The sequence below is a fragment of the Cupriavidus metallidurans CH34 genome (assembly GCF_000196015.1).
GTDB lineage: Bacteria > Pseudomonadota > Gammaproteobacteria > Burkholderiales > Burkholderiaceae > Cupriavidus > Cupriavidus metallidurans.
Genome location: NC_007973.1, coordinates 85,881 through 104,385 on the forward strand (window position 1 = coordinate 85,881; position 18,505 = coordinate 104,385).

At 64.7% G+C, this 18,505-nt stretch carries 18 protein-coding genes; 12 read left to right on the forward strand and 6 right to left on the reverse strand.

The genetic code is table 11. From position 1 onward, the window contains the following. Positions 1-64: 64 nt before the first annotated feature. The 3 genes from RMET_RS00410 to RMET_RS00420 form a co-directional block, all read right to left on the reverse strand. A complete protein-coding gene (locus RMET_RS00410; protein ID WP_011515003.1) occupies positions 65-964 on the reverse strand; it encodes a PhaM family polyhydroxyalkanoate granule multifunctional regulatory protein in 900 nt (299 codons plus the stop codon). Positions 965-1,018: 54 nt separating this feature from the next. Then, complete coding sequence (locus RMET_RS00415) at positions 1,019-1,846, reverse strand: enoyl-CoA hydratase/isomerase family protein (RefSeq protein WP_008648241.1); 828 nt, start codon at positions 1,844-1,846, stop codon at positions 1,019-1,021. A gap of 381 nt (positions 1,847-2,227) precedes the next feature. Beyond that, positions 2,228-3,208, reverse strand: coding sequence for a fumarylacetoacetate hydrolase family protein (locus tag RMET_RS00420; protein WP_029306789.1), 981 nt, complete (start codon positions 3,206-3,208; stop codon positions 2,228-2,230). A gap of 103 nt (positions 3,209-3,311) precedes the next feature. On the opposite strand from RMET_RS00420, the gene RMET_RS00425 reads away from it, so the two are divergent. The 4 genes from RMET_RS00425 (at position 3,312) to RMET_RS00440 (ending at position 6,622) form a co-directional block, all read left to right on the forward strand. Further along, on the forward strand, positions 3,312-4,169 hold the full coding sequence (locus tag RMET_RS00425) for an IclR family transcriptional regulator (RefSeq protein ID WP_011515005.1): 858 nt from the start codon (positions 3,312-3,314) through the stop codon (positions 4,167-4,169). 52 nt (positions 4,170-4,221) lie between these two features. Continuing rightward, a complete protein-coding gene (locus tag RMET_RS00430) occupies positions 4,222-5,226 on the forward strand; it encodes a DUF3108 domain-containing protein (protein ID WP_011515006.1) in 1,005 nt (334 codons plus the stop codon). A gap of 54 nt (positions 5,227-5,280) precedes the next feature. After that, positions 5,281-6,129: a 3-oxoadipate enol-lactonase gene (pcaD, locus tag RMET_RS00435; protein WP_011515007.1), complete on the forward strand. Its 849-nt coding sequence runs from the start codon at positions 5,281-5,283 to the stop codon at positions 6,127-6,129. A gap of 235 nt (positions 6,130-6,364) precedes the next feature. Next, positions 6,365-6,622 carry a BTH_I0359 family protein gene (locus tag RMET_RS00440; RefSeq protein WP_008644526.1) on the forward strand — a complete coding sequence of 86 codons (258 nt, stop codon included), beginning with the start codon at positions 6,365-6,367 and terminating at the stop codon, positions 6,620-6,622. Positions 6,623-6,740: 118 nt separating this feature from the next. On the opposite strand, the gene RMET_RS00445 is transcribed toward RMET_RS00440, so the two are convergent. Next, the gene (locus RMET_RS00445; protein WP_008644527.1) at positions 6,741-7,133 is read right to left on the reverse strand and encodes a rhodanese-like domain-containing protein; all 393 of its coding nucleotides are present in this window, start codon (positions 7,131-7,133) and stop codon (positions 6,741-6,743) included. 223 nt (positions 7,134-7,356) lie between these two features. Between RMET_RS00445 and RMET_RS00450 the strand changes: the two genes are divergently transcribed. From RMET_RS00450 to RMET_RS00470, 5 genes are all read left to right on the forward strand, one after another. Further along, positions 7,357-8,424, forward strand: coding sequence for a homocysteine S-methyltransferase family protein (locus RMET_RS00450; protein ID WP_011515008.1), 1,068 nt, complete (start codon positions 7,357-7,359; stop codon positions 8,422-8,424). A gap of 28 nt (positions 8,425-8,452) precedes the next feature. Then, on the forward strand, positions 8,453-11,200 hold the full coding sequence (gene metH / locus RMET_RS00455; RefSeq protein ID WP_011515009.1) for a methionine synthase: 2,748 nt from the start codon (positions 8,453-8,455) through the stop codon (positions 11,198-11,200). A gap of 305 nt (positions 11,201-11,505) precedes the next feature. Then, the gene (locus tag RMET_RS00460; protein WP_011515010.1) at positions 11,506-11,844 is read left to right on the forward strand and encodes a hypothetical protein; all 339 of its coding nucleotides are present in this window, start codon (positions 11,506-11,508) and stop codon (positions 11,842-11,844) included. A gap of 249 nt (positions 11,845-12,093) precedes the next feature. Then, positions 12,094-12,726, forward strand: coding sequence for a response regulator (locus RMET_RS00465; protein ID WP_011515011.1), 633 nt, complete (start codon positions 12,094-12,096; stop codon positions 12,724-12,726). Positions 12,727-12,886: 160 nt separating this feature from the next. Continuing rightward, the gene (locus RMET_RS00470; RefSeq protein ID WP_011515012.1) at positions 12,887-13,294 is read left to right on the forward strand and encodes a response regulator; all 408 of its coding nucleotides are present in this window, start codon (positions 12,887-12,889) and stop codon (positions 13,292-13,294) included. A 65-nt stretch (positions 13,295-13,359) separates the two neighbouring features. Here RMET_RS00470 and RMET_RS00475 read toward each other — a convergent pair whose 3' ends face one another. Continuing rightward, complete coding sequence (locus RMET_RS00475; protein WP_011515013.1) at positions 13,360-14,745, reverse strand: sensor histidine kinase; 1,386 nt, start codon at positions 14,743-14,745, stop codon at positions 13,360-13,362. A gap of 280 nt (positions 14,746-15,025) precedes the next feature. Between RMET_RS00475 and RMET_RS31980 the strand changes: the two genes are divergently transcribed. Then, positions 15,026-15,190, forward strand: a complete 165-nt coding sequence (locus RMET_RS31980; protein ID WP_008644540.1) for a DUF1328 domain-containing protein — start codon at positions 15,026-15,028, stop codon at positions 15,188-15,190. Between the two features lie 30 nt (positions 15,191-15,220). Continuing rightward, entirely contained in the window at positions 15,221-15,655 is a 435-nt protein-coding gene (locus tag RMET_RS00485) for a DUF883 family protein (protein WP_011515015.1), read from the forward strand. Positions 15,656-16,066: 411 nt separating this feature from the next. On the opposite strand, the gene RMET_RS00490 is transcribed toward RMET_RS00485, so the two are convergent. Further along, on the reverse strand, positions 16,067-16,387 hold the full coding sequence (locus tag RMET_RS00490) for a DUF1840 domain-containing protein (RefSeq protein ID WP_011515016.1): 321 nt from the start codon (positions 16,385-16,387) through the stop codon (positions 16,067-16,069). A gap of 177 nt (positions 16,388-16,564) precedes the next feature. On the opposite strand from RMET_RS00490, the gene argS reads away from it, so the two are divergent. Then, positions 16,565-18,373: an arginine--tRNA ligase gene (gene argS / locus RMET_RS00495; RefSeq protein ID WP_011515017.1), complete on the forward strand. Its 1,809-nt coding sequence runs from the start codon at positions 16,565-16,567 to the stop codon at positions 18,371-18,373. Positions 18,374-18,505: the final 132 nt, after the last annotated feature.

Below are 18,505 nucleotides of genomic sequence, written 5' to 3' on the forward strand. Positions count from 1 at the left end.
AGAGCGGTGCTCTGGCGCTGGCGGGCGCGGGCCGAGGCCTCCGCCGAATGTGCGGAGAGCGCGCTCACTCGAACGTGTCCTCCGGCGTGCCGGGCGCTGGCGGGGTCTCAGGCTTGGCCGTCGATTTCCCGGCCGATGCCTTTCGGGCTGCGGGTTTCTTTGCAGCCGGCTTGCCCGATGTCTTCGCCGCCGGCTTTGTCGCCGATTTTGCGGATTTCCTGGCTACGGTCTTTGTTCCCGCCTTCTTCGTCCCGGACGTCTTCGCCCCCTTGGGTGCAGGACCGGACTTGTTATCGCCGGCGCTCGTGGTGCTCGTGGTGCTCGTGGTGCTCGTGGTGCTCGTAGCAGACTCGCTGCCTGCCGGGCTGGCGCCGAAGCCACCAAGGTTGCTGAACGGCGTGACATTGGCCGCCGCCGCCGCGCTGCTGGCGATCTGGTTGAACTGTTGCTGCATCAGGTCCCACCACAGCGATGCATTGGGCGGCACCTGGGCGGGTCCGGTGGAAGTGGCCGAGGCTTCGGCGCCGGATTCGGGCGGCGCGTCGATGTCGTCATCGGCGGGCTCGTCATTTTCCGCATCGGCTTGTGCTTCCGAGACCGTCTCGGCAGCGCCGTACTGGTGATGCGGTGCGGCGCTCGGGGCGCTGGCGGCGCGCGCCACGTTTTCCATCGCGCTCTGCATGGCATCGGGGGAGAGCGCGCTGCCAAACGTCTGCAGCGCTACCAGCGTGGCCCGTTGCACTTCAAGGCCCTGGATGGTCGTGCGCAGCAGGCTCGAGTTGAGCTGCAGCCAGCTTTCCACTGCCTTGAGGTCGTGAATCCGCTTGTCGATGCCCTCGAGATCCATCGGGGGCGTCATCGCGCTCAGGCCGGGCATCAGCCCGCTGGGCATTCCGCTGCCGGAAGCCCAGAGCTTGCGAAGGAACTCGTAGCTGTTGGTGAAATCGGGTAACTGTCCGAACATGGTCGCGCAACTCCGTCTGACATGGTCGTCCCGAAACGTGAGCAGGACGACCGGTTACTTGAATTCGGGCGGCCGCTTCTGACGCAGGCTCGCCATGCCTTCGTGCACGTCGGGGCCGGCAAAGCCCATGAATTCGAGCGCCAGCGAGGTATCGAACGCGGGGCCGGCCATGCGCAGCCAGTTGTTGAGCGCGTACTTGGTCCAGCGGATGGCGGTCTGCGATCCGGCAGCAAGCCGGTTGGCCACCTCGAACGCTTTCGCGACCAGTTCGTCTTCTTCCACCGCCAGCGATACCAGGCCGATCCGCTCGGCTTCCTCGCCGCTGACCGACTCGCACAGCATCAGATAGTACTTGGCCTTGGCCATTCCGCACAGCAACGGCCAGACGATGGCGGCATGATCGCCGGCGGCCACACCCAGCCGGGTATGGCCATCCACGATGCGCGCGGTCTTTGCCGCGATCGAGATATCGGCCAGCAGCCCGGCTACCAGCCCCGCGCCAACGGCCGGGCCATGCATCGCGGAGACGATCGGCTTGTCGCAGTTGATGACGTTGTAGACCAGGTCGCGTGCCTCATGCCAGACGCGGGTGCGCGTCTCGAAATCGTTGGCCATCTCCTCGACCAGTCCGAGGTCGCCGCCGGCCGAGAAGCCCTTGCCTTCGCCACGGATCAGCGCCACGCGGATTTCGGGTTCCGCCGAAATATCACGCCAGATCTCGGCCAGTTCGCGGTGCATGGAGGCGTCGGCGGTGGCCAGTTTCTGGTTGGCCGATTGGGCCGCGCCCATGATCACCTCAAGGATGGGGCCGTGGCGGCGCAGGGTCAGGGCGCGATAGCGCGCAAGGCGCGGGGGCAGGGTATTGGCGTCGGAAGTGGTCATTTGGGCGGGTATCGAAGAAGTTTCGGGCCGCCGGGCAGGGGAACTGGATGTCCGAAAGAGGCGAAGGAGCGCGAAGGGACGCAAGGAAGACGCGTCGAATGCAATTCCCCGACCGGCTGGTCGGGGAATTATAGGCCCAGGAACGCCTGGCGCGGCAAGGCTTGCATGCCTTAGAGGCGCTATCAAAAAGATTCTGGCGTTGTTGCGCGGCCTTGGCCGGTCCACTTGTACTGTCTGCGGCCGCGCCCTTGCAGGGCGCGCATGTGCTCGCAGGCACGTGCCGTTCCGCAGGCGGCTCGCATACGAGCCGAAACCCCTGCGTCACCCTAGCCAGAACCGCTTCGCTTCATTTTGATAGCGCCTCTTATGGGCCGGTGCCCGTTATGGTGCGGCCACCACCTGGTCGATCGCGCCGAAGATCGACTTGTGTTCGGCGTCGAACATCTCGATACGGACGGCATCGCCGTACTTCATGAACTCGGTCTCGGGTTTGCCGCCGTCGATCGTCTCGATCATGCGTTTTTCGGCGATACAGCAGTACCCCTTGCTGCGATCGACGTTCGAAATCGTGCCCGAGCCGACGATGCTGCCCGCGCGCACGTTGCGCGTCCTGCAGATGTGGGCAATCAGCTGGCCGAAGTCGAACACCATATCGGTGCCGCAGTCGGGCGAGCCCACCTTCTTGCTGTTCCAGTGGACCACCATCGGGCGATGCACGCGGCGCTCGCGCCAGGCGTCGCCGAGTTCGTCCGGCGTGACCGCCACCGGCGAAAACGCCGTGGCGGGCTTGCTCTGGAAGAAGCCGAAACCCTTGCCGAGTTCGGCCGGGATCAGGTTGCGTAGCGAAACATCGTTGGCCAGCATCACCAGCCGGATGGCCTCCCCGGCCTGGTCGGGGGTGGCGCCCATGCGCACGTCGCCGGTGATCACGGCCACTTCGGCCTCGAAATCGATGCCGAAGGCCTCGCTGGCGCAGACGATGTCGTCCTGCGGGCCGATGAAGTCGTCGGAGCCGCCCTGATACATCAGCGGGTCGGTCCAGAACTCGGGCGGCATCTCCGCGCCGCGCGCCTTGCGCACCAGTTCCACGTGGTTCACGTAGGCCGAGCCGTCGGCCCACTGGTACGCGCGCGGCAGCGGCGCCATGCAGTCCTTGGTCTGGAACGGGAACGGGTGGCGTGACCGGCCGGCGTTCAGCGCGTCATACAGGTCCTGGAGCTGCGGCGCGTAGAAGGCCCAGTCGTCGAGCACGGTCTGGAGCTTGCCTGCGATATCGGTGGCGAAGTGCGCGGTTTTCAAGTCGCGCGAGACAACGACGAGCTGGCCGTCGCGCGAACCATCCTTCAGGGTGGCGAGTTTCATGCGGAGTCGAACATAGGCAAATCGGATGGGCCACAGTCTACCGGAGCGGCGCGGGCGCACCGTATAGAATGGCCGGCAATACCGATACGCTTGCCAGGAACGCATGACCGCAGCCGAAGACGACGATACCCGGGACGATATTGCCGACGACACCAGGCGTGCGGGCATCCAGTCCATCGAGGTGGGATTCCGGCTGCTGCAGGCGCTGGCCGCGTCGCCGCGCGCGATGATGCTGCGCGACCTGGCCGCGGCGGCGGACATGAGTCCGGCCAAGGCGCACCGCTATCTGGTTAGCTTCCAGCGGCTGGGCGCCGTGACGCAGGACGCCGTGAGCCAGCGCTACGACCTTGGCCCGTTCGCGCTGCAGCTTGGCCTGGCCGGGCTGAACCGGCTCGACCCGGTGCGCAAGGCGCGCCCGATCCTGTCGCAGCTGCGTGACGAGATCGACCAGACCGCCGGTATCGCCGTGTGGGGCAACCACGGGCCGACCATCGTCCACTGGGAGGAATCGAGCCATCCGGTCAGCGCCAGCCTGCGGCTCGGTGACGTCATGCCGATGCTCAACTCGGCCACGGGCCGCCTTTATGGGGCTTATCTGTCGCGCCGCCAGACACTGCCGCTGATCGAGCGGGAACTGGCCACGCGTGGCACCGTCCCACTGCCTGACATGCCCGTATCGCTGGACGAATATGACGCGATCTGCGCGGACGTGCGAGAGCACGGCGCGGCACGCACGCGCGGCGGGGTGTTGCCGGGCATCAATGCGATCTCCACGCCCGTGTTCGACGCGAATGGCCATCTGGCGATGGCGCTGATCGTGCTCGGCGCGCAGAGCGTATTCGATGCAGAATGGGGCGGTACGGTGGATCGGCGCGTGCGCGATATCGCCCGGCAAATCTCTTCGGAACTCGGTTACCTAGATGGCAACCAACGGGCCGGACAAACCGGTCAAACCTCGTAGTCGGTCGCGGGGCGGCACGCTGAGCTGGTGGCAGCGCCGTCGCAGATGGGTTGTGGTCATTCTGCTGGTGGTGGCCGCCCATTTGCTGGCGCTGCTGCGTCTGGTTCATGCGCCGGCGCCGAGCCTGCCCGATATCGAGCCGACCCCAACGCTCGACGCCATCCTGCTGCCGCCGCCCAAGCCACCGGCTCCGCCGGCGCCTCCTCCGCCCGTGCCCGCGCCACGACCGGTGCCGCAGCCGCCAGCCCCTTCACCACCGCCAAAACCTGCGCCGCCGGAACCCGCGCCGGCACTCGCCACGGCGGAAAGCGGCCAGACCACGACAACCACCGGATCAGGCGGAGAGGGATCGGCGGCGGCTGCGCCGCCCGCAGCGACGCCGGCAGCCCCAGCGGCCCCACCGAGCCCGCCCGCGCCCAGGTACGACGCACCGCCGTCGGTGGTGCTGCGCTATGCCAGTTTTGTCAATGGCGTGCAGAACCCCGATGGCCGGATCACGTGGCAGCAGGACGGTCAGCACTACCGGCTGGCGGTGGAAACCCGCGTGCTCTGGTTCCGCTTTGCGTTTCAGAGCTCGGGCGACATGAACGACGGGGGGCTGAATCCCACACGTTACGAGGAGGCCCGGCGCAGCAAGGTCGAAGTCGCCCGCTTTGATCGCACGGCAGGCACAGTGGTGTTTGAAACGCGTGGCGGACAGGTGCCAATGCCGTCAGCATTCCAGGACCGCTTCAGCGTGTTCCTGCAACTGGTTGGGTGGGCGCGGGGCGATCCGCAGCGCTATGCGACCCCGGGCGTGACGGAGACGTTCAACGTGTCCGACACGCGGGAAGTGGAAGTCATGCAGGTGCAGTACGTTGGCGAACAGGACATTGATATCGGTATCGACAGGGTGCGCACGAAGCACTTCGTGCGCCTGCCGCGCCACCCGAACGACAAACGCAAGGTGGAAATCTGGCTGGCGCCGTCCCTGAACTGGATGCCGGCGCGTCTGCGTCAGACGGAGCCTGATGGCACTCAGATCGATCTCGTCTATCGTAGTAGTGAGACACATTGACGAATGCGCCTTGGGAGCCGGTGGGTGGCGCCATGACCGTACGGAGACTGACACATGTCTGACACTTCCGCATCGACCGCGTCGCAAACGAACCGGCTTCGGGTCGGGGATGTGCATTTGCAAGTGCGCGTCGATGGTACCGAAGGCCCTTGGGTGATCCTGGCCCATGCGCTCGGTGCGAATCTGACTTTGTGGGATGACACCGCGCGGCACCTTGCCGCACGCTATCGCGTGCTGCGTTTCGACATGCGGGGCCATGGGGGTAGCGATGCGCCGGTGGGCGCCTACACGATGACGCGGCTGGCCGACGACGTGGTGGCGCTGATGGACGAACTCGATATCGCGCAGGCCCACTTCTGTGGGGTGTCGGTGGGCGGTATGGTGGCGCAGACGTTGGGCGTGCGCCATCCGGAGCGGCTGTTGTCGCTGACGCTGGTGGACACGATTCACCACACGCCGCTGGAAGCCCGGGCGATGTGGGCCGACCGGATCGGACAGGTGGAAGCGCATGGCATGGGCGGGACCGTCGAGTCGACGCTGAATCGGTGGCTGACCGCACCGTTCCGGGAGCGGCACCCAGAAATCGTCGAGAGAATCAGGAAAATGTTGCTGGAAACACCAGTGCGCGGCTATGTTGGTGTAGCGCAGGCCATCGAAGCCTTCGATCTGGCCCGCGCGATCTCCCGGATTCACTGCCCGACGCTAGTGGTGGTCGGCGACAAGGACGAGGGCTCGCCGGTGTCGATCGCCGAAGCCATCGCCCGTGAGATTCACGGTTCAAGGCTGGAAGTGCTGCCGGACGCGGCGCACCTGTCATTCATCGAACAACCGGAACGTTTCCATGCGATGTTCGACGCGTTCCTGGGACACGCGGCTTGTGGCGGCCAGTGTGATATTCCGTAACGCCATTGGAAATATCGCAACACAGTAGTGCACGGCGCTCAAGAAACTTGCAGGCTGCGCCGATGCCCAATGTAAGAGGGCAGCAATGGCACGACAAGGTCCGCCCGGTCGTACAACTTGAATTACGGGCGACTACCCTCAGCTTGGAGAGGAAATCGCGTCAATTCCATAGGCCTTGTGCCGGGAGCGCAGCAATGCGCGGAGTTGCCGCTAACTATGCCAGGAGGAAAGTGCGATGCAAATGATCTACAACAGCGACAATTACTGCATTGTCGAGTTTGGAGCAGACGTCGAGCATGCGACCCTTGCCTCGGGCGGTTACGAGATCGTCGACAAGAATCTGAAACGCGAAATTTTCCTCGGTGGCCTGATGGCCGAGACCTTCCGCGCCGATGTGACGCGTTTGATCGAGAGCGAACCCTCCGTGGAAGAAGTCGATGAGTTTCTCGGCAAATTCGATACGGTGATGAACAACCCGCTGGTCATGCACTGACCACTGGCGCGTCGCATCACACCGGGAGGCGCGGCGGCGGTAGACCGTTTGTCCGCCTCCAAAAACAAACGCCCGCTTTTGCGGGCGTTGCTGTCTTCTCAGAAGTCGCGAAATCAGATCAATATTGTTCCCAGGGTAGCCCGTCGTGACGCCAACCGTTGACCGTGTTGCGATGGCGCTGGGCGTCGAGGTCGCCTTCGAATCCATGCAGTACGCAGTAGATAGTGGCGAATCCGGCGCCTTCCAGCGCGCGAGCGGCTGCGGACGACCGGTTGCCGCTGCGGCAGATCAGCACGACCGGGCGGGCCGAGGCTTGCCCGGCCAGTTTTTTCACCGCCTGCACGAAATGCGGATTGACCTCCCAGTCGGGGCCGTCGTTCCAGGGAACGTTGTGCGCCCCGCGGGGATGACCGACGAACAGGTATTCCATCTCGCTGCGGCAATCGATGAACAATGCATCGGGCTCGCCTTCGAGCAGGGTCCGGGCGTCATTGGGGCTGAGGGTTTGCATGGTGCGGATAAGCGTGACGAATGCGTCTCTCAGTGTAGGCGCGCGGCCGGTTGCTGACAACTGGCCCGGCACCCGGGCCGACACCGGGCCCGACACCCGGCCATCAATGTGGCAGGGCAAGTCCCTGACCGCCGCAATGCCTTGATCTACCTGATAAAATCGCCGGTTCTGAATTGTCACAAACTGCGCGGCTCCGCCGTCGCATCGAAGATCGAGCCCCACCATGAGCGCCGCCCAATCCCAACCACGCCCCTACACCCGGGCCGCCAGCCTGCCGAAGCTGCTGCGCGACCGCATTCTGATTCTCGACGGCGCGATGGGCACGATGATCCAGCGTTACAAGCTCACGGAAGCTGACTATCGGGGCACGCGCTTCGCCGACCATCGGATCGACGTGAAGGGCAATAACGAATTGCTGCTGCTGACCCGTCCGCAGGTCATCACGGAGATTCATGAGCAGTACCTGGCCGCCGGCGCCGACCTGATCGAGACGAACACGTTCGGCGCCACGCGCGTGGCGCAGGAAGACTACAAGATGGCCGACCTCGCGTACGAGATGAACGTCGAGGCCGCCCGCCTGGCGCGCGCCGCGTGCGACAAGTACAGCACGCCGGACAAGCCGCGCTTCGTGGCCGGTGCGTTCGGCCCGACGCCGAAGACGGCCAGCATCAGCCCGGACGTCAACGACCCGGGCGCGCGCAATGTCACCTTCGAGGAACTGCGCGATTCGTACTACGAACAGGGCAAGGCCCTGCTCGAAGGCGGGGCCGATGTGTTCCTGGTCGAGACAATTTTTGACACGCTCAACGCCAAGGCCGCGCTGTTCGCGATCGACCAGTTGTTCGAGGACACCGGCGAGCGCGTGCCGGTGATGATCTCGGGCACCGTGACCGATGCCTCGGGCCGCATTCTCTCCGGTCAGACCGTGGAGGCGTTCTGGAACAGCCTGCGCCACGCGAAGCCTGTCACGTTCGGCCTGAACTGCGCGCTTGGCGCCACGCTGATGCGCCCGTACATCGCCGAACTGGCCAAGGTGTGCGATGCCGCGGTGTCGTGCTACCCGAACGCCGGCCTGCCCAATCCGATGAGCGATACCGGCTTTGATGAAACGCCCGAGGTCACTTCCGCGCTGGTGGAGGAGTTCGCGGCATCCGGCCTGGTGAACCTGGTGGGCGGCTGCTGTGGCACCACGCCCGATCACATCGCTGCCATCGCCAAGAGCGTGGCCAACAAGACGCCACGCACCTGGCCCGGCCAGTATCGCGAAGACACCGCACAATCCGCCGCCTGAAGCCATCGTACGCAAGAGAACAGAAATCATGAGCCAGCAAAACCTGCCCCCGCGTCCGATGCGCCTGTCCGGTCTGGAGCCGTTTACGATCGACGACGACACGCTGTTCGTCAACGTTGGCGAGCGTACCAACGTCACCGGTTCGAAGGCATTCGCGCGCATGATCCTGAACGGCCAGTTCGACGAAGCCCTGGCGGTGGCCCGCCAGCAGGTGGAGAACGGCGCGCAGATCATCGACATCAACATGGACGAGGCGATGCTCGATTCGAAGGCGGCGATGGTGCGCTTCCTGAATCTGATCGCATCTGAGCCGGACATCGCGCGCGTGCCGATCATGATCGATTCGTCGAAGTGGGACGTGATCGAGGCGGGCCTGCGCTGTGTGCAGGGCAAGGCCGTGGTGAACTCGATCTCGCTCAAGGAAGGTGAGGAACAGTTTCGCCACCACGCCACGCAGATCCGCCGTTATGGCGCGGCCAGCGTGGTGATGGCATTCGACGAGAAGGGCCAGGCGGACACGTTCGAGCGCAAGACCGAGATCTGCAAGCGCAGCTACGACTTCCTCGTGAACGAAGTGGGCTTCCCGCCCGAGGACATCATCTTCGATCCGAACATCTTCGCGGTGGCCACCGGTATCGAGGAGCACAACAACTACGCGGTGGACTTCATCGAAGCCACGCGCTGGATCAAGCAGAACCTGCCGTACGCCAAGGTCAGCGGCGGGGTGTCGAACGTGTCGTTCTCGTTCCGCGGCAACGACGTGGTGCGCGAGGCGATCCACACCGTGTTCCTGTACCACGCGATCGCGGCGGGCATGGACATGGGCATCGTCAACGCCGGCCAGCTTGGCGTGTACGACCAGCTCGACCCGGAATTGCGCGAGCGCGTGGAAGACGTGGTGCTGAACCGTCGCGACGACGCCACCGATCGCCTGCTGGAGATCGCCGACCGCTTCAAGGGCGGTGGCACGAAGCGGGAAGAGAACCTGGCCTGGCGCGGCACGCCCGAGCAACCGGTGCCGGTGGGCGATCGCCTGGCGCACGCGCTGGTGCACGGCATCACCACGTTCATCGTCGAGGACACCGAGGAAGTGCGCCAGCAGATCGCGGCGCGCGGTGGCCGTCCCATCGAGGTGATCGAGGGGCCGCTGATGGATGGCATGAACATCGTCGGCGACCTGTTCGGCGCGGGCAAGATGTTCCTGCCGCAAGTGGTGAAGAGCGCCCGTGTGATGAAGCAGGCCGTGGCGCATCTGCTGCCGTTTATCGAGGAAGAAAAGCGCCTGGTGGCCGAGGCCGGCGGCGACGTGCGCGCGCGCGGCAAGATCGTGATCGCCACCGTGAAGGGCGACGTGCACGACATCGGCAAGAACATCGTGTCGGTGGTGCTCCAGTGCAACAACTTCGAAGTGGTCAACATGGGCGTGATGGTGCCGTGCAACGAGATCCTGGCGCGCGCTAAGGTCGAGGGCGCGGACATTGTCGGGCTGTCCGGCCTGATCACGCCGTCGCTCGAGGAAATGGCCTACGTTGCCTCGGAGATGCAGCGCGACGATTACTTCCGCGTGAAGAAGATTCCGCTGCTGATCGGCGGCGCCACCACATCGCGCGTGCATACCGCGGTCAAGATCGCGCCGAACTATGAAGGCCCGGTGGTCTACGTGCCCGATGCCTCGCGCTCTGTCAGCGTGGCGTCGAACCTCTTGTCTGACGAAGGCGCGGCGAAGTATCTGGACGAGCTGAAGTCCGACTACGACCGCATTCGCACGCAGCACGCCAACAAGAAGGCCACGCCGATGGTGTCGCTGGCCCAGGCGCGCGCCAACAAGACGCCGATCGACTGGAGCGCCTATGTGCCGCCGAAGCCGAAGTTCATCGGCCGCCGCGTGTTCCGCAACTACGATCTGTCCGAACTGGCCAACTACATCGACTGGGGCCCGTTCTTCCAGACCTGGGACCTGGCCGGCAAATTCCCGGACATCCTAAACGACGAGATCGTCGGCGAATCGGCCCGACGCGTCTTCTCGGATGGCAAGAGCATGCTGGCTCGCCTGATCCAGGGACGCTGGCTGACGGCCAACGGCGTGATGGCGCTGCTGCCGGCCAATACGGTCAATGACGACGACGTCGAGATTTATACCGACGAGTCGCGCAGCAAGGTCGCGCTGACCTGGAACAACCTGCGCCAGCAGAGCGAGCGTCCGGTGGTGGATGGGGTGCGTCGCCCGAACCGTTGCCTGGCTGATTTCATCGCGCCGAAGTCGAGCGGCGTGGCCGACTACATTGGCCTGTTCGCGGTCACGGCCGGGATCGGCGTGGACAAGAAGGAGGCGCAGTTCGAGGCCGACCACGACGACTACAGCGCCATCATGCTCAAGGCGCTGGCCGATCGTCTGGCCGAGGCGTTCGCCGAATGCCTGCACGAGCGCGTGCGCAAGGATCTCTGGGGCTACGACGCCGCAGAGTCGCTGAACAATGATCAGCTCGTCGCCGAGGCGTATCGCGGTATTCGTCCGGCACCCGGCTATCCGGCGTGCCCGGAGCACACGGTCAAGGCGCCGATGTTCGCGTTCCTCGATGCTGCCGACATCGGCATGGGCATTACCGAGGGGCTGGCCATGACGCCGGCGGCATCGGTGAGCGGCTTCTACCTGTCGCATCCGGACTCGACCTACTTCAGCATTGGCAAGATCGGCCAGGACCAGCTCGACGATATGGTGGCCCGTCGCGGCGAGGACCGCCTTACGCTCGAGCGCGCTCTGGCGCCGAACCTGTAGAAGCTGTAACCAGGTGCAAGAGCCGGGATACCGCGCGCGCGTGGCATCCCGGCTTTTTCATATTTGGCGTCAGCCGTTGATGGTTGGGGGCAGGCCCGCGATGCCCTCGCATGGCGCGCTGTGTTGAATCGCGTCGAATCGTGCCGATTTGTAGCAGCGATGTCCTCACCTCTGCTTACAGGGCATTACAAGTCCTCACAGAAGCGAGTGGAGCGAGTCCATAGACTGGGCCTCAGTTCACGTGACACCGCGTGAATGCCGCGGCGAATGTTTCGCTGCGGGGCATTCCAGTAAAGGAGTCTTCCATGAACAAGCTGCTGATCTCCCTGTCCGCCCTGTCGATTGCCGCCGCCTCGTCGCTTGCGATGGCGCAAGGCACTGGAGCCACCGCCGGAACTGCCGGCACACAGGCCGGCGTCGGTGCCGCTGTGAACGCGCCGTCCCTGCAAACCGGCACTGGCGCATCGGTCAATGCTTCCGGTGGTGCGGTGACGCCTGGGGCCTCGGCTGACGGCGGTACCGGTGCCCAGATGGATGCGCCGAAGGGCCATCAGGGCAAGCAAGCCAAGGGCAAGTCCAAGAAGGGCGAAACCAGCGAATCCAGTGCCAGCGCGGGTGGTCAGGCCGGTACGAAGATGCAGTAATCCGGTCAGGTGCCGGGGCGGGCCCCTCCAGACCGCCCCAGCTCCCACTGTCGACAGACCTCGACAAACCGGCAACGGGCGCCTTGTGCGCCCGTTGTGCATTTCCGACAGCGCGCGTGGGGGCAGGTATCCCTCCAGACATGTCAGCCTGAGACTGACATATTTGGCCGCGCGGCAGCACTACAATGCAAAAAAGCCGGCCCGGTCCATCCATCCGAAGCCGGGCCGTCCTTCACCGTGGAGACACAGATGATTCGCGTCCTGATCGCCGACGATCACGAGATCGTGCGTGCAGGTCTGCGCCAGTTCATTGCCGAGGAGCCTGACATCGAGGTGACGGGCGAAGCTGGCAGCGGCGACGAAGTGATGGCGCAGTTGCGCGACAGCGAGTTCGACGTGCTCGTGCTCGACATTTCCATGCCGGATCGGAATGGCATTGACGTGCTGAAGCTGATCCGACAGAGACTGCCTGCCTTGCCGGTGCTGATCCTGTCGACCTATCCGGAAGACCAGTACGCCATCAATCTGATACGTGCGGGAGCATCCGGTTACCTGACCAAGGAGTCGGCGCCGGACGACCTCGTCAAGGCGATCCGCACCGTTGCCCAGGGACGACGTTACGTGAGTCCGACCGTGGCCGACCTGCTGATCGGCGGACTGGACAAGCCCACCGATCAGCCCGTGCACCGCACGCTCTCCGAGCGCGAGTTCCAGATCTTCTGCAAGCTGTCACGCGGGCAATCCGTCTCGGTCATCGCTGACGAACTGTTCCTGAGCGTCAAGACGGTGAGTACCTATCGTTCACGCATCCTGGAGAAGATGGGGATGAAGACCAATGCCGATCTGACGTACTACGCCATCAAGAACGGCCTGGTGGAGTAAGAGGTGCTATCAAAAAGATTCTGGCGTCGTTGCGGGGCCTTGCCGTACGACTTGTACTGTCTGCGGCCCCCCGCCTAGCCAGAACCGATTCGCTTCATTTTGATCGCGCCTCCAAGCAGGCTTCCATAAATCGCTCAATTTTCGGAACCATCATCGCACCATGCCGGAGCAGCCCACTGCCTCCATACCCCGACCACTGCGCGTCCTCCTGATCGAGGACTCGGCCGTGATTCGGAGCATGTTGATGGAGTACCTGACCGCGTTTCCGTTCGTGGAAGCCGTGGATTGGGCCGATACGGAAAGCAAGGCGGTGGGGCTGGCCGCGGCCGGGGCCTATCACGTGGCGATCGTCGATCTGCAACTACGTCAGGGCAACGGCATCAATGTGCTGCGCGAGATGCAGAAGGCGCGGTTCCCGGGCATCCGCATCGTCTACACGAACCATGCGCAGGTATCGATGTACCGGCGCCAGTGCGCCGAAGCCGGCGCGGACTATTTCTTCGACAAGTCACTCGAAATGGAGCAAGTGTTCCGGGTGATCGAGGACTACGCAATGTCGACGCCCTGACGTTGACGTCCCTTGCTGCGTCACCTATTCCAAGGCCCTTGGATCGGCGCCTCCATGCCTTCCCCTCACTCGGCCGGCTCTTCCTGCGCCAGCACCGCCGCGGTCAGCGGCACCTCGATCCCGATCGTCACACCGTGTCCCGGCGATGAATCCACTTCCATCGTGCCGCCCAGCGCCAGTACGCGCTGCTCCATGCCGAGCAGGCCGTGATGGCCGGCAATGCTGCCAGCGTCGAAATCGGGCGGCAAGCCACGGCCGTCGTCGCGCACGGTCAGCACCAGATGTTCGGTCGTGCACGCCAGGGTCACTGACACTTGCTTGGCCTCTGCGTACTTGCTGGCATTCGTTAGCGATTCCTGCACGATGCGGTACAGCGCGATGGCCGCAGGGTCGTTCAGTCTTGGCAGCGTCTCGGGCAGGTCCAGCGCGGTATCCCACTGGTTGCGCGTGCCGACATCTTCCACCAGTTGCACGATGGCCTCGCGCAGGCCCAGGTTCAGCAGCACGGTCGGACGCAGGTCCTCGATCAGTTGTCGCTTGATCTGGATGGCCTGGTCCGCGTGCTGCATCACGCGCGTCAGCTTGTCGCGCGCCTCCGGATGCGTGTCTTGCACGCGCATCCGCACCCAGTGCAGATCGAGCTTGATGGCGGTGAGGATGGCGCCGAGTTCGTCGTGCAGCTCGCGCGCCAGGCGCGTCTTTTCGTCTTCGGTCACGCGTTGCAGGTGAGCGGCCAGGGCGGACAGCTGGCGCGTGCGGGCGCGCACCTTGCGGTCGAGCCGCGCGCTTTCCTCTTCCAGTTCGGCCCGGGTGGCATCGGCCATTGCCATGCGGCGCGCGTGGCCCATGCCGAGCGTCACCATCAATACGATGTTGATGGCCGTGAGCAGCCCAATGCCATAGCGCGACAGTTGCAGGTCATGCTCGGCCGCTTCGAGATTGTGCGTGACCGTGCCCGACTCGCGCACCTGCAGATGCTCGAGACTGCGCCGGGCGTTCTCCATGGTCTGCTTGCCGAAGTCGGTGCGGACCATGTCGAGCGCCACGTCGAAGTCGCGCTTGCCGTAGACCAGCGTCAGTGCCATCTCGTTGAGTTTGCGCGTCACGAATTGGGACGCCTCGCCGAATTGGCGCAGGCCTTCCGGATCGTTCGCGTAGTGCTGGCGGATGCGCGACATCAGTTCGTTGATGCGCGGCAGCGCCTTGTAGTACGGGTCGAGGTAGCTGTCCTTCCCGGTCAGCAGGAAGCCGCGCTGGCCGCCCTCTGCATTGACGAGTTCGGCGATCAGGTCGCCCAGGTCGTTCTGAAGCTGCTGCGAACGGATTGCCTCGATGTATCCCTCGCGCAGGCGCTGGTTGCCGGTCTCGGATGCGATCAGCACGGCCAGCGTCAGCATGATGCCGCTGACCAGCAGCAGTGTGTTTCGCACGAGTAGGGAATGCTTGGCCATTGAGAATTACCGGTTAGAAGACCGTTTCCAGATGCGCGGCGGCCCGATGGGCGACCATCGCATCACATTGAGGGGCGGGGTCAATCGTAGCCGTGGGCCGGCCGGTCTCGCACCCGGTGTGGCGCTCGGTGCGCTGTAGGACTTGGCTGACATGGGAATCGGTCTGGATTCGGTGCCTGCTCTGGCGAGCGAACCCTACGATGAGGCTATGAGCTTGCGCGCCGTGGTGCAAGCCGGACGCGCCACTTTCGGCTCGCCCATCATCCGAGGGAGGCTGGACATGCTGTACTACGCACTCGTCTTCTTTATTGTTGCCCTGATCGCGGCGATCTTCGGATTCGGCGGCATTGCCGCCGGCGCGGTGGAAATTGCCAAGATCCTGTTCTTGATATTCCTGGTGGTGGCAATCGTAACGTTTGTAATGGGCCTGGTGCGCCGACGGTAAGTCGCCCCACGTCCGGAAACAGGAGATCCAATGCTTACGCAAAACCCCAAGGTTCGCAAGGAAATCAACCACCTGCACGACAGCGCTGACGCAGCCGTCCGGCAGATCCGCCATGCCGCGCGCGATACCCGCGACGCGGCACGCGATGCCGCTGGCCCGGTGTCGGAGGACGTCAAGGCACTGATCGGGCAGCTTCAGCAAACGATCGATGTGCTGGCGCGTGAGGGTTCGGCGGAAAGCCTGGCGGCGGGGCGCCGACTGCGTGACCGTGCGCAGGAACTGGCCGAACGGCTGCGCGAACGTGGCCGGGACGGCATGGACTGGGCGCGTGTGCATGTTGACGATGCCGTCGACCACAGCCGTCAGCGCGTGGTGGAATCCCCGCTGATGGCGGTGGGGATTGCCGCGCTGGTTGGCGCGTTCGTCGGCCTGCTGCTGGCCGGCGGCCGCCGAAGCGACGACTAAGAAGCCGTTTCAAAAAGATTCTGGCGTTGTTGCGGGGCGCGCATGTGTTCGCAGGCACATGCCGTTCCGCAGGCGGCTCGCATGCGAGCCAGAACCCCTGCTTCACCCTGGCCAGAACCGCTTCGCTTCATGTGGAAGCAGCTGCTAAGGAAACGAAGCCGGAAGGCGCGCGGCGGGCTGCTGCCTTGCGCTTTTCCGCAGTAATCCCCCTTCCCGGATACCAATCCCTGGTCCGGGTCGCCCGGTCGCCCTGTGGCAGCCGGGCGCTTTTTCGTGTGCGACGACCGGGTGTCGGGAAACCTTTCAAACGGCTTTCTGTGGAAGGGCGTGTGGAGACTGGCGGCATGGTGTCGCCGGACGAAGGTGCAGCAGGGCGCCAGCGAAGGCGGCGCCCGGGGGGGCGTCAGAGGGTCAGACGCCCCACATCACATCCGCGCCTTCCTTGGCGGACTCGCGCAGCATGTCCAGGAACGGATAGGCGCGCTGGCCCAGATGGAGCGGTTCCTCTTCGCGCTCGTCATCCTTGCCGGGGTGAACGGTGGCTTCGGCCGGGTGGACTTTCTTGGCGTCCTGGACGGCGGCTTCGAGCTTTCGGATTGCCGCCGGCATTTCGTCGGCCTTGATCACCCCGCGCTCGCCCAGATGCTTGCCGATGATGCCAAGCAGCGTAATGGCAAGATCCTTCATCATGATCAGGTCTTGCGCCGCGTGGGATTTGAAGGTGATCAACATAGTGGTTCCTTTCACGAGTGGCGGTGTCTGGCGCAGGGCGTACAGGCCATCCGCATGATGTCAGCATAGCACCTGATAAAATTCCGCGTTTCCCGATTTCCACTGCCGGTCACGCGGCGCGGCGTTCACTTGCCGACGCATGGCCGGAAGCACCCCAGCCTCAGGGCCCAGATATCCATGCTGCCTGTTCAGACCTCCCAACTTGCCGCCGCGTTCACGGATGCCGTGCGTGCGCTCGCCCCCGCCGATGCCAACCTGCCCGCGGTGACATTCGAGCGACCCAAGGCAGCCGCCCACGGCGACCTGGCCTGCAACATCGCCATGCAGGTGGCCAAGTCGCTCAAGACCAACCCGCGTGAGCTGGCGCAGAAGGTCGTCGACGCAGTCAAGGCCGATTCGCGCGCGACCGCGCTCGTGGCCGCGCTCGAGATCGCCGGCCCGGGCTTCATCAACCTGCGCCTGAGCCCCGAGGCCCGCGCGGAAGTCCTGCGTGCCGTGCTGGCGGATGGCGACCGCTACGGCGCGCGTCCGGTCGGCGAGCATGGCCAGGTGCTGGTGGAGTTCGTCTCCGCCAACCCGACTGGCCCGCTGCACGTGGGCCACGGCCGCCAGGCCGCCCTGGGCGATGCGCTGGCGAACCTGCTGGCCTGGCAGGGCTGGTCGGTCCATCGCGAGTTCTACTACAACGACGCCGGCGTGCAGATCCATACGCTGGCCATCTCGGTGCAGGCCCGGGCGCGCGGCCTGAAGCCGGGTGACGCCGGCTGGCCCGAGTCCGCCTACAACGGTGACTACATCGCCGATATCGCAGCCGATTTCCTGGCCGGCAAGACCGTGTCCGCCTCGGACGGCGAGCCGGTGACGGCCTCGGGCAACATCGAGGATCTGGAGTCGATCCGCAAGTTCGCGGTGACCTACCTGCGCAACGAGCAGGACATCGACCTGCAGGCGTTTGGCGTCAAGTTCGACCGGTACTACCTGGAATCGTCGCTGTACAGCGATGGCCGCGTGGAAGCCGCCGTGCAATCGCTGATCGCCAAGGGCAAGACGTACGAGAGCGAAGGCGCGCTGTGGCTGCGCACCACCGACGACGGCGACGACAAGGACCGCGTCATGAAGAAGGGCGACGGCACGTACACGTACTTCGTGCCGGATGTGGCGTACCACACCACCAAGTGGGAACGCGGCTTCTCGAAGGTCATCAACGTGCAGGGCAGCGACCACCACGGCACCATCGCCCGCGTGCGTGCCGGCCTGCAGGGCCTGGACATCGGCATTCCGCAGGGCTACCCCGACTACGTGCTGCACAAGATGGTCACCGTCATGAAGAACGGCGAGGAGGTGAAGATCTCCAAGCGCGCTGGTTCGTACGTGACCGTGCGCGACCTGATCGAATGGAGCAACGGCGGCGAAGAGACGATCCGCGGTTGCCTGGAAGCAGGCGTGGCCGACTGGCCCGCGCACTTCACGCGCGGCCGCGACGCGGTGCGCTTCTTCCTGCTGTCGCGCAAGGCCGACACCGAGTTCGTGTTCGACGTGGACCTGGCGCTGAAGCAGAACGACGAGAACCCGGTGTACTACGTCCAGTACGCTCACGCCCGCATCTGCTCGATTTTCGAGGCATGGGGCGGCGCGGACTGGGAAGCGCGGCTGGGCGAGCTGGCCAGCGTGGACCTGGCCGCCGTGACGGCTGCTGACGTGAGCCCGCAGGCGATCGCGCTGGGCCGCCGTCTGGCCGAGTTCCCCGACATGCTGGCCGCGGCCTCCAGCGAACTGGCCCCGCACGCGGTGGCCTTCTACCTGCGCGACCTGGCTGGCGATTTCCACGCGTTCTACAACGCCGACCGCGTCCTGGTGGACGACGAGACGGTCAAGCGCGCGCGGCTGGCACTGCTGGCTGCCACGCGCCAGGTGCTCAAGAACGGCCTGGCGGTGATCGGTGTTTCGGCACCGCAGCGCATGGACCGCGAAGCGGCTCCGGCCTGATCGTGGTACGGGTGGTGGGTTGACGCACCACCCGCCAGCCCATGGCATCGGCGGCCGGCAGTCGACAATTTGCGACGAATCTGAAGCCGTGCGTCATGGGTCTGGCTCTATAATCCCCGGCATCACCGAAGA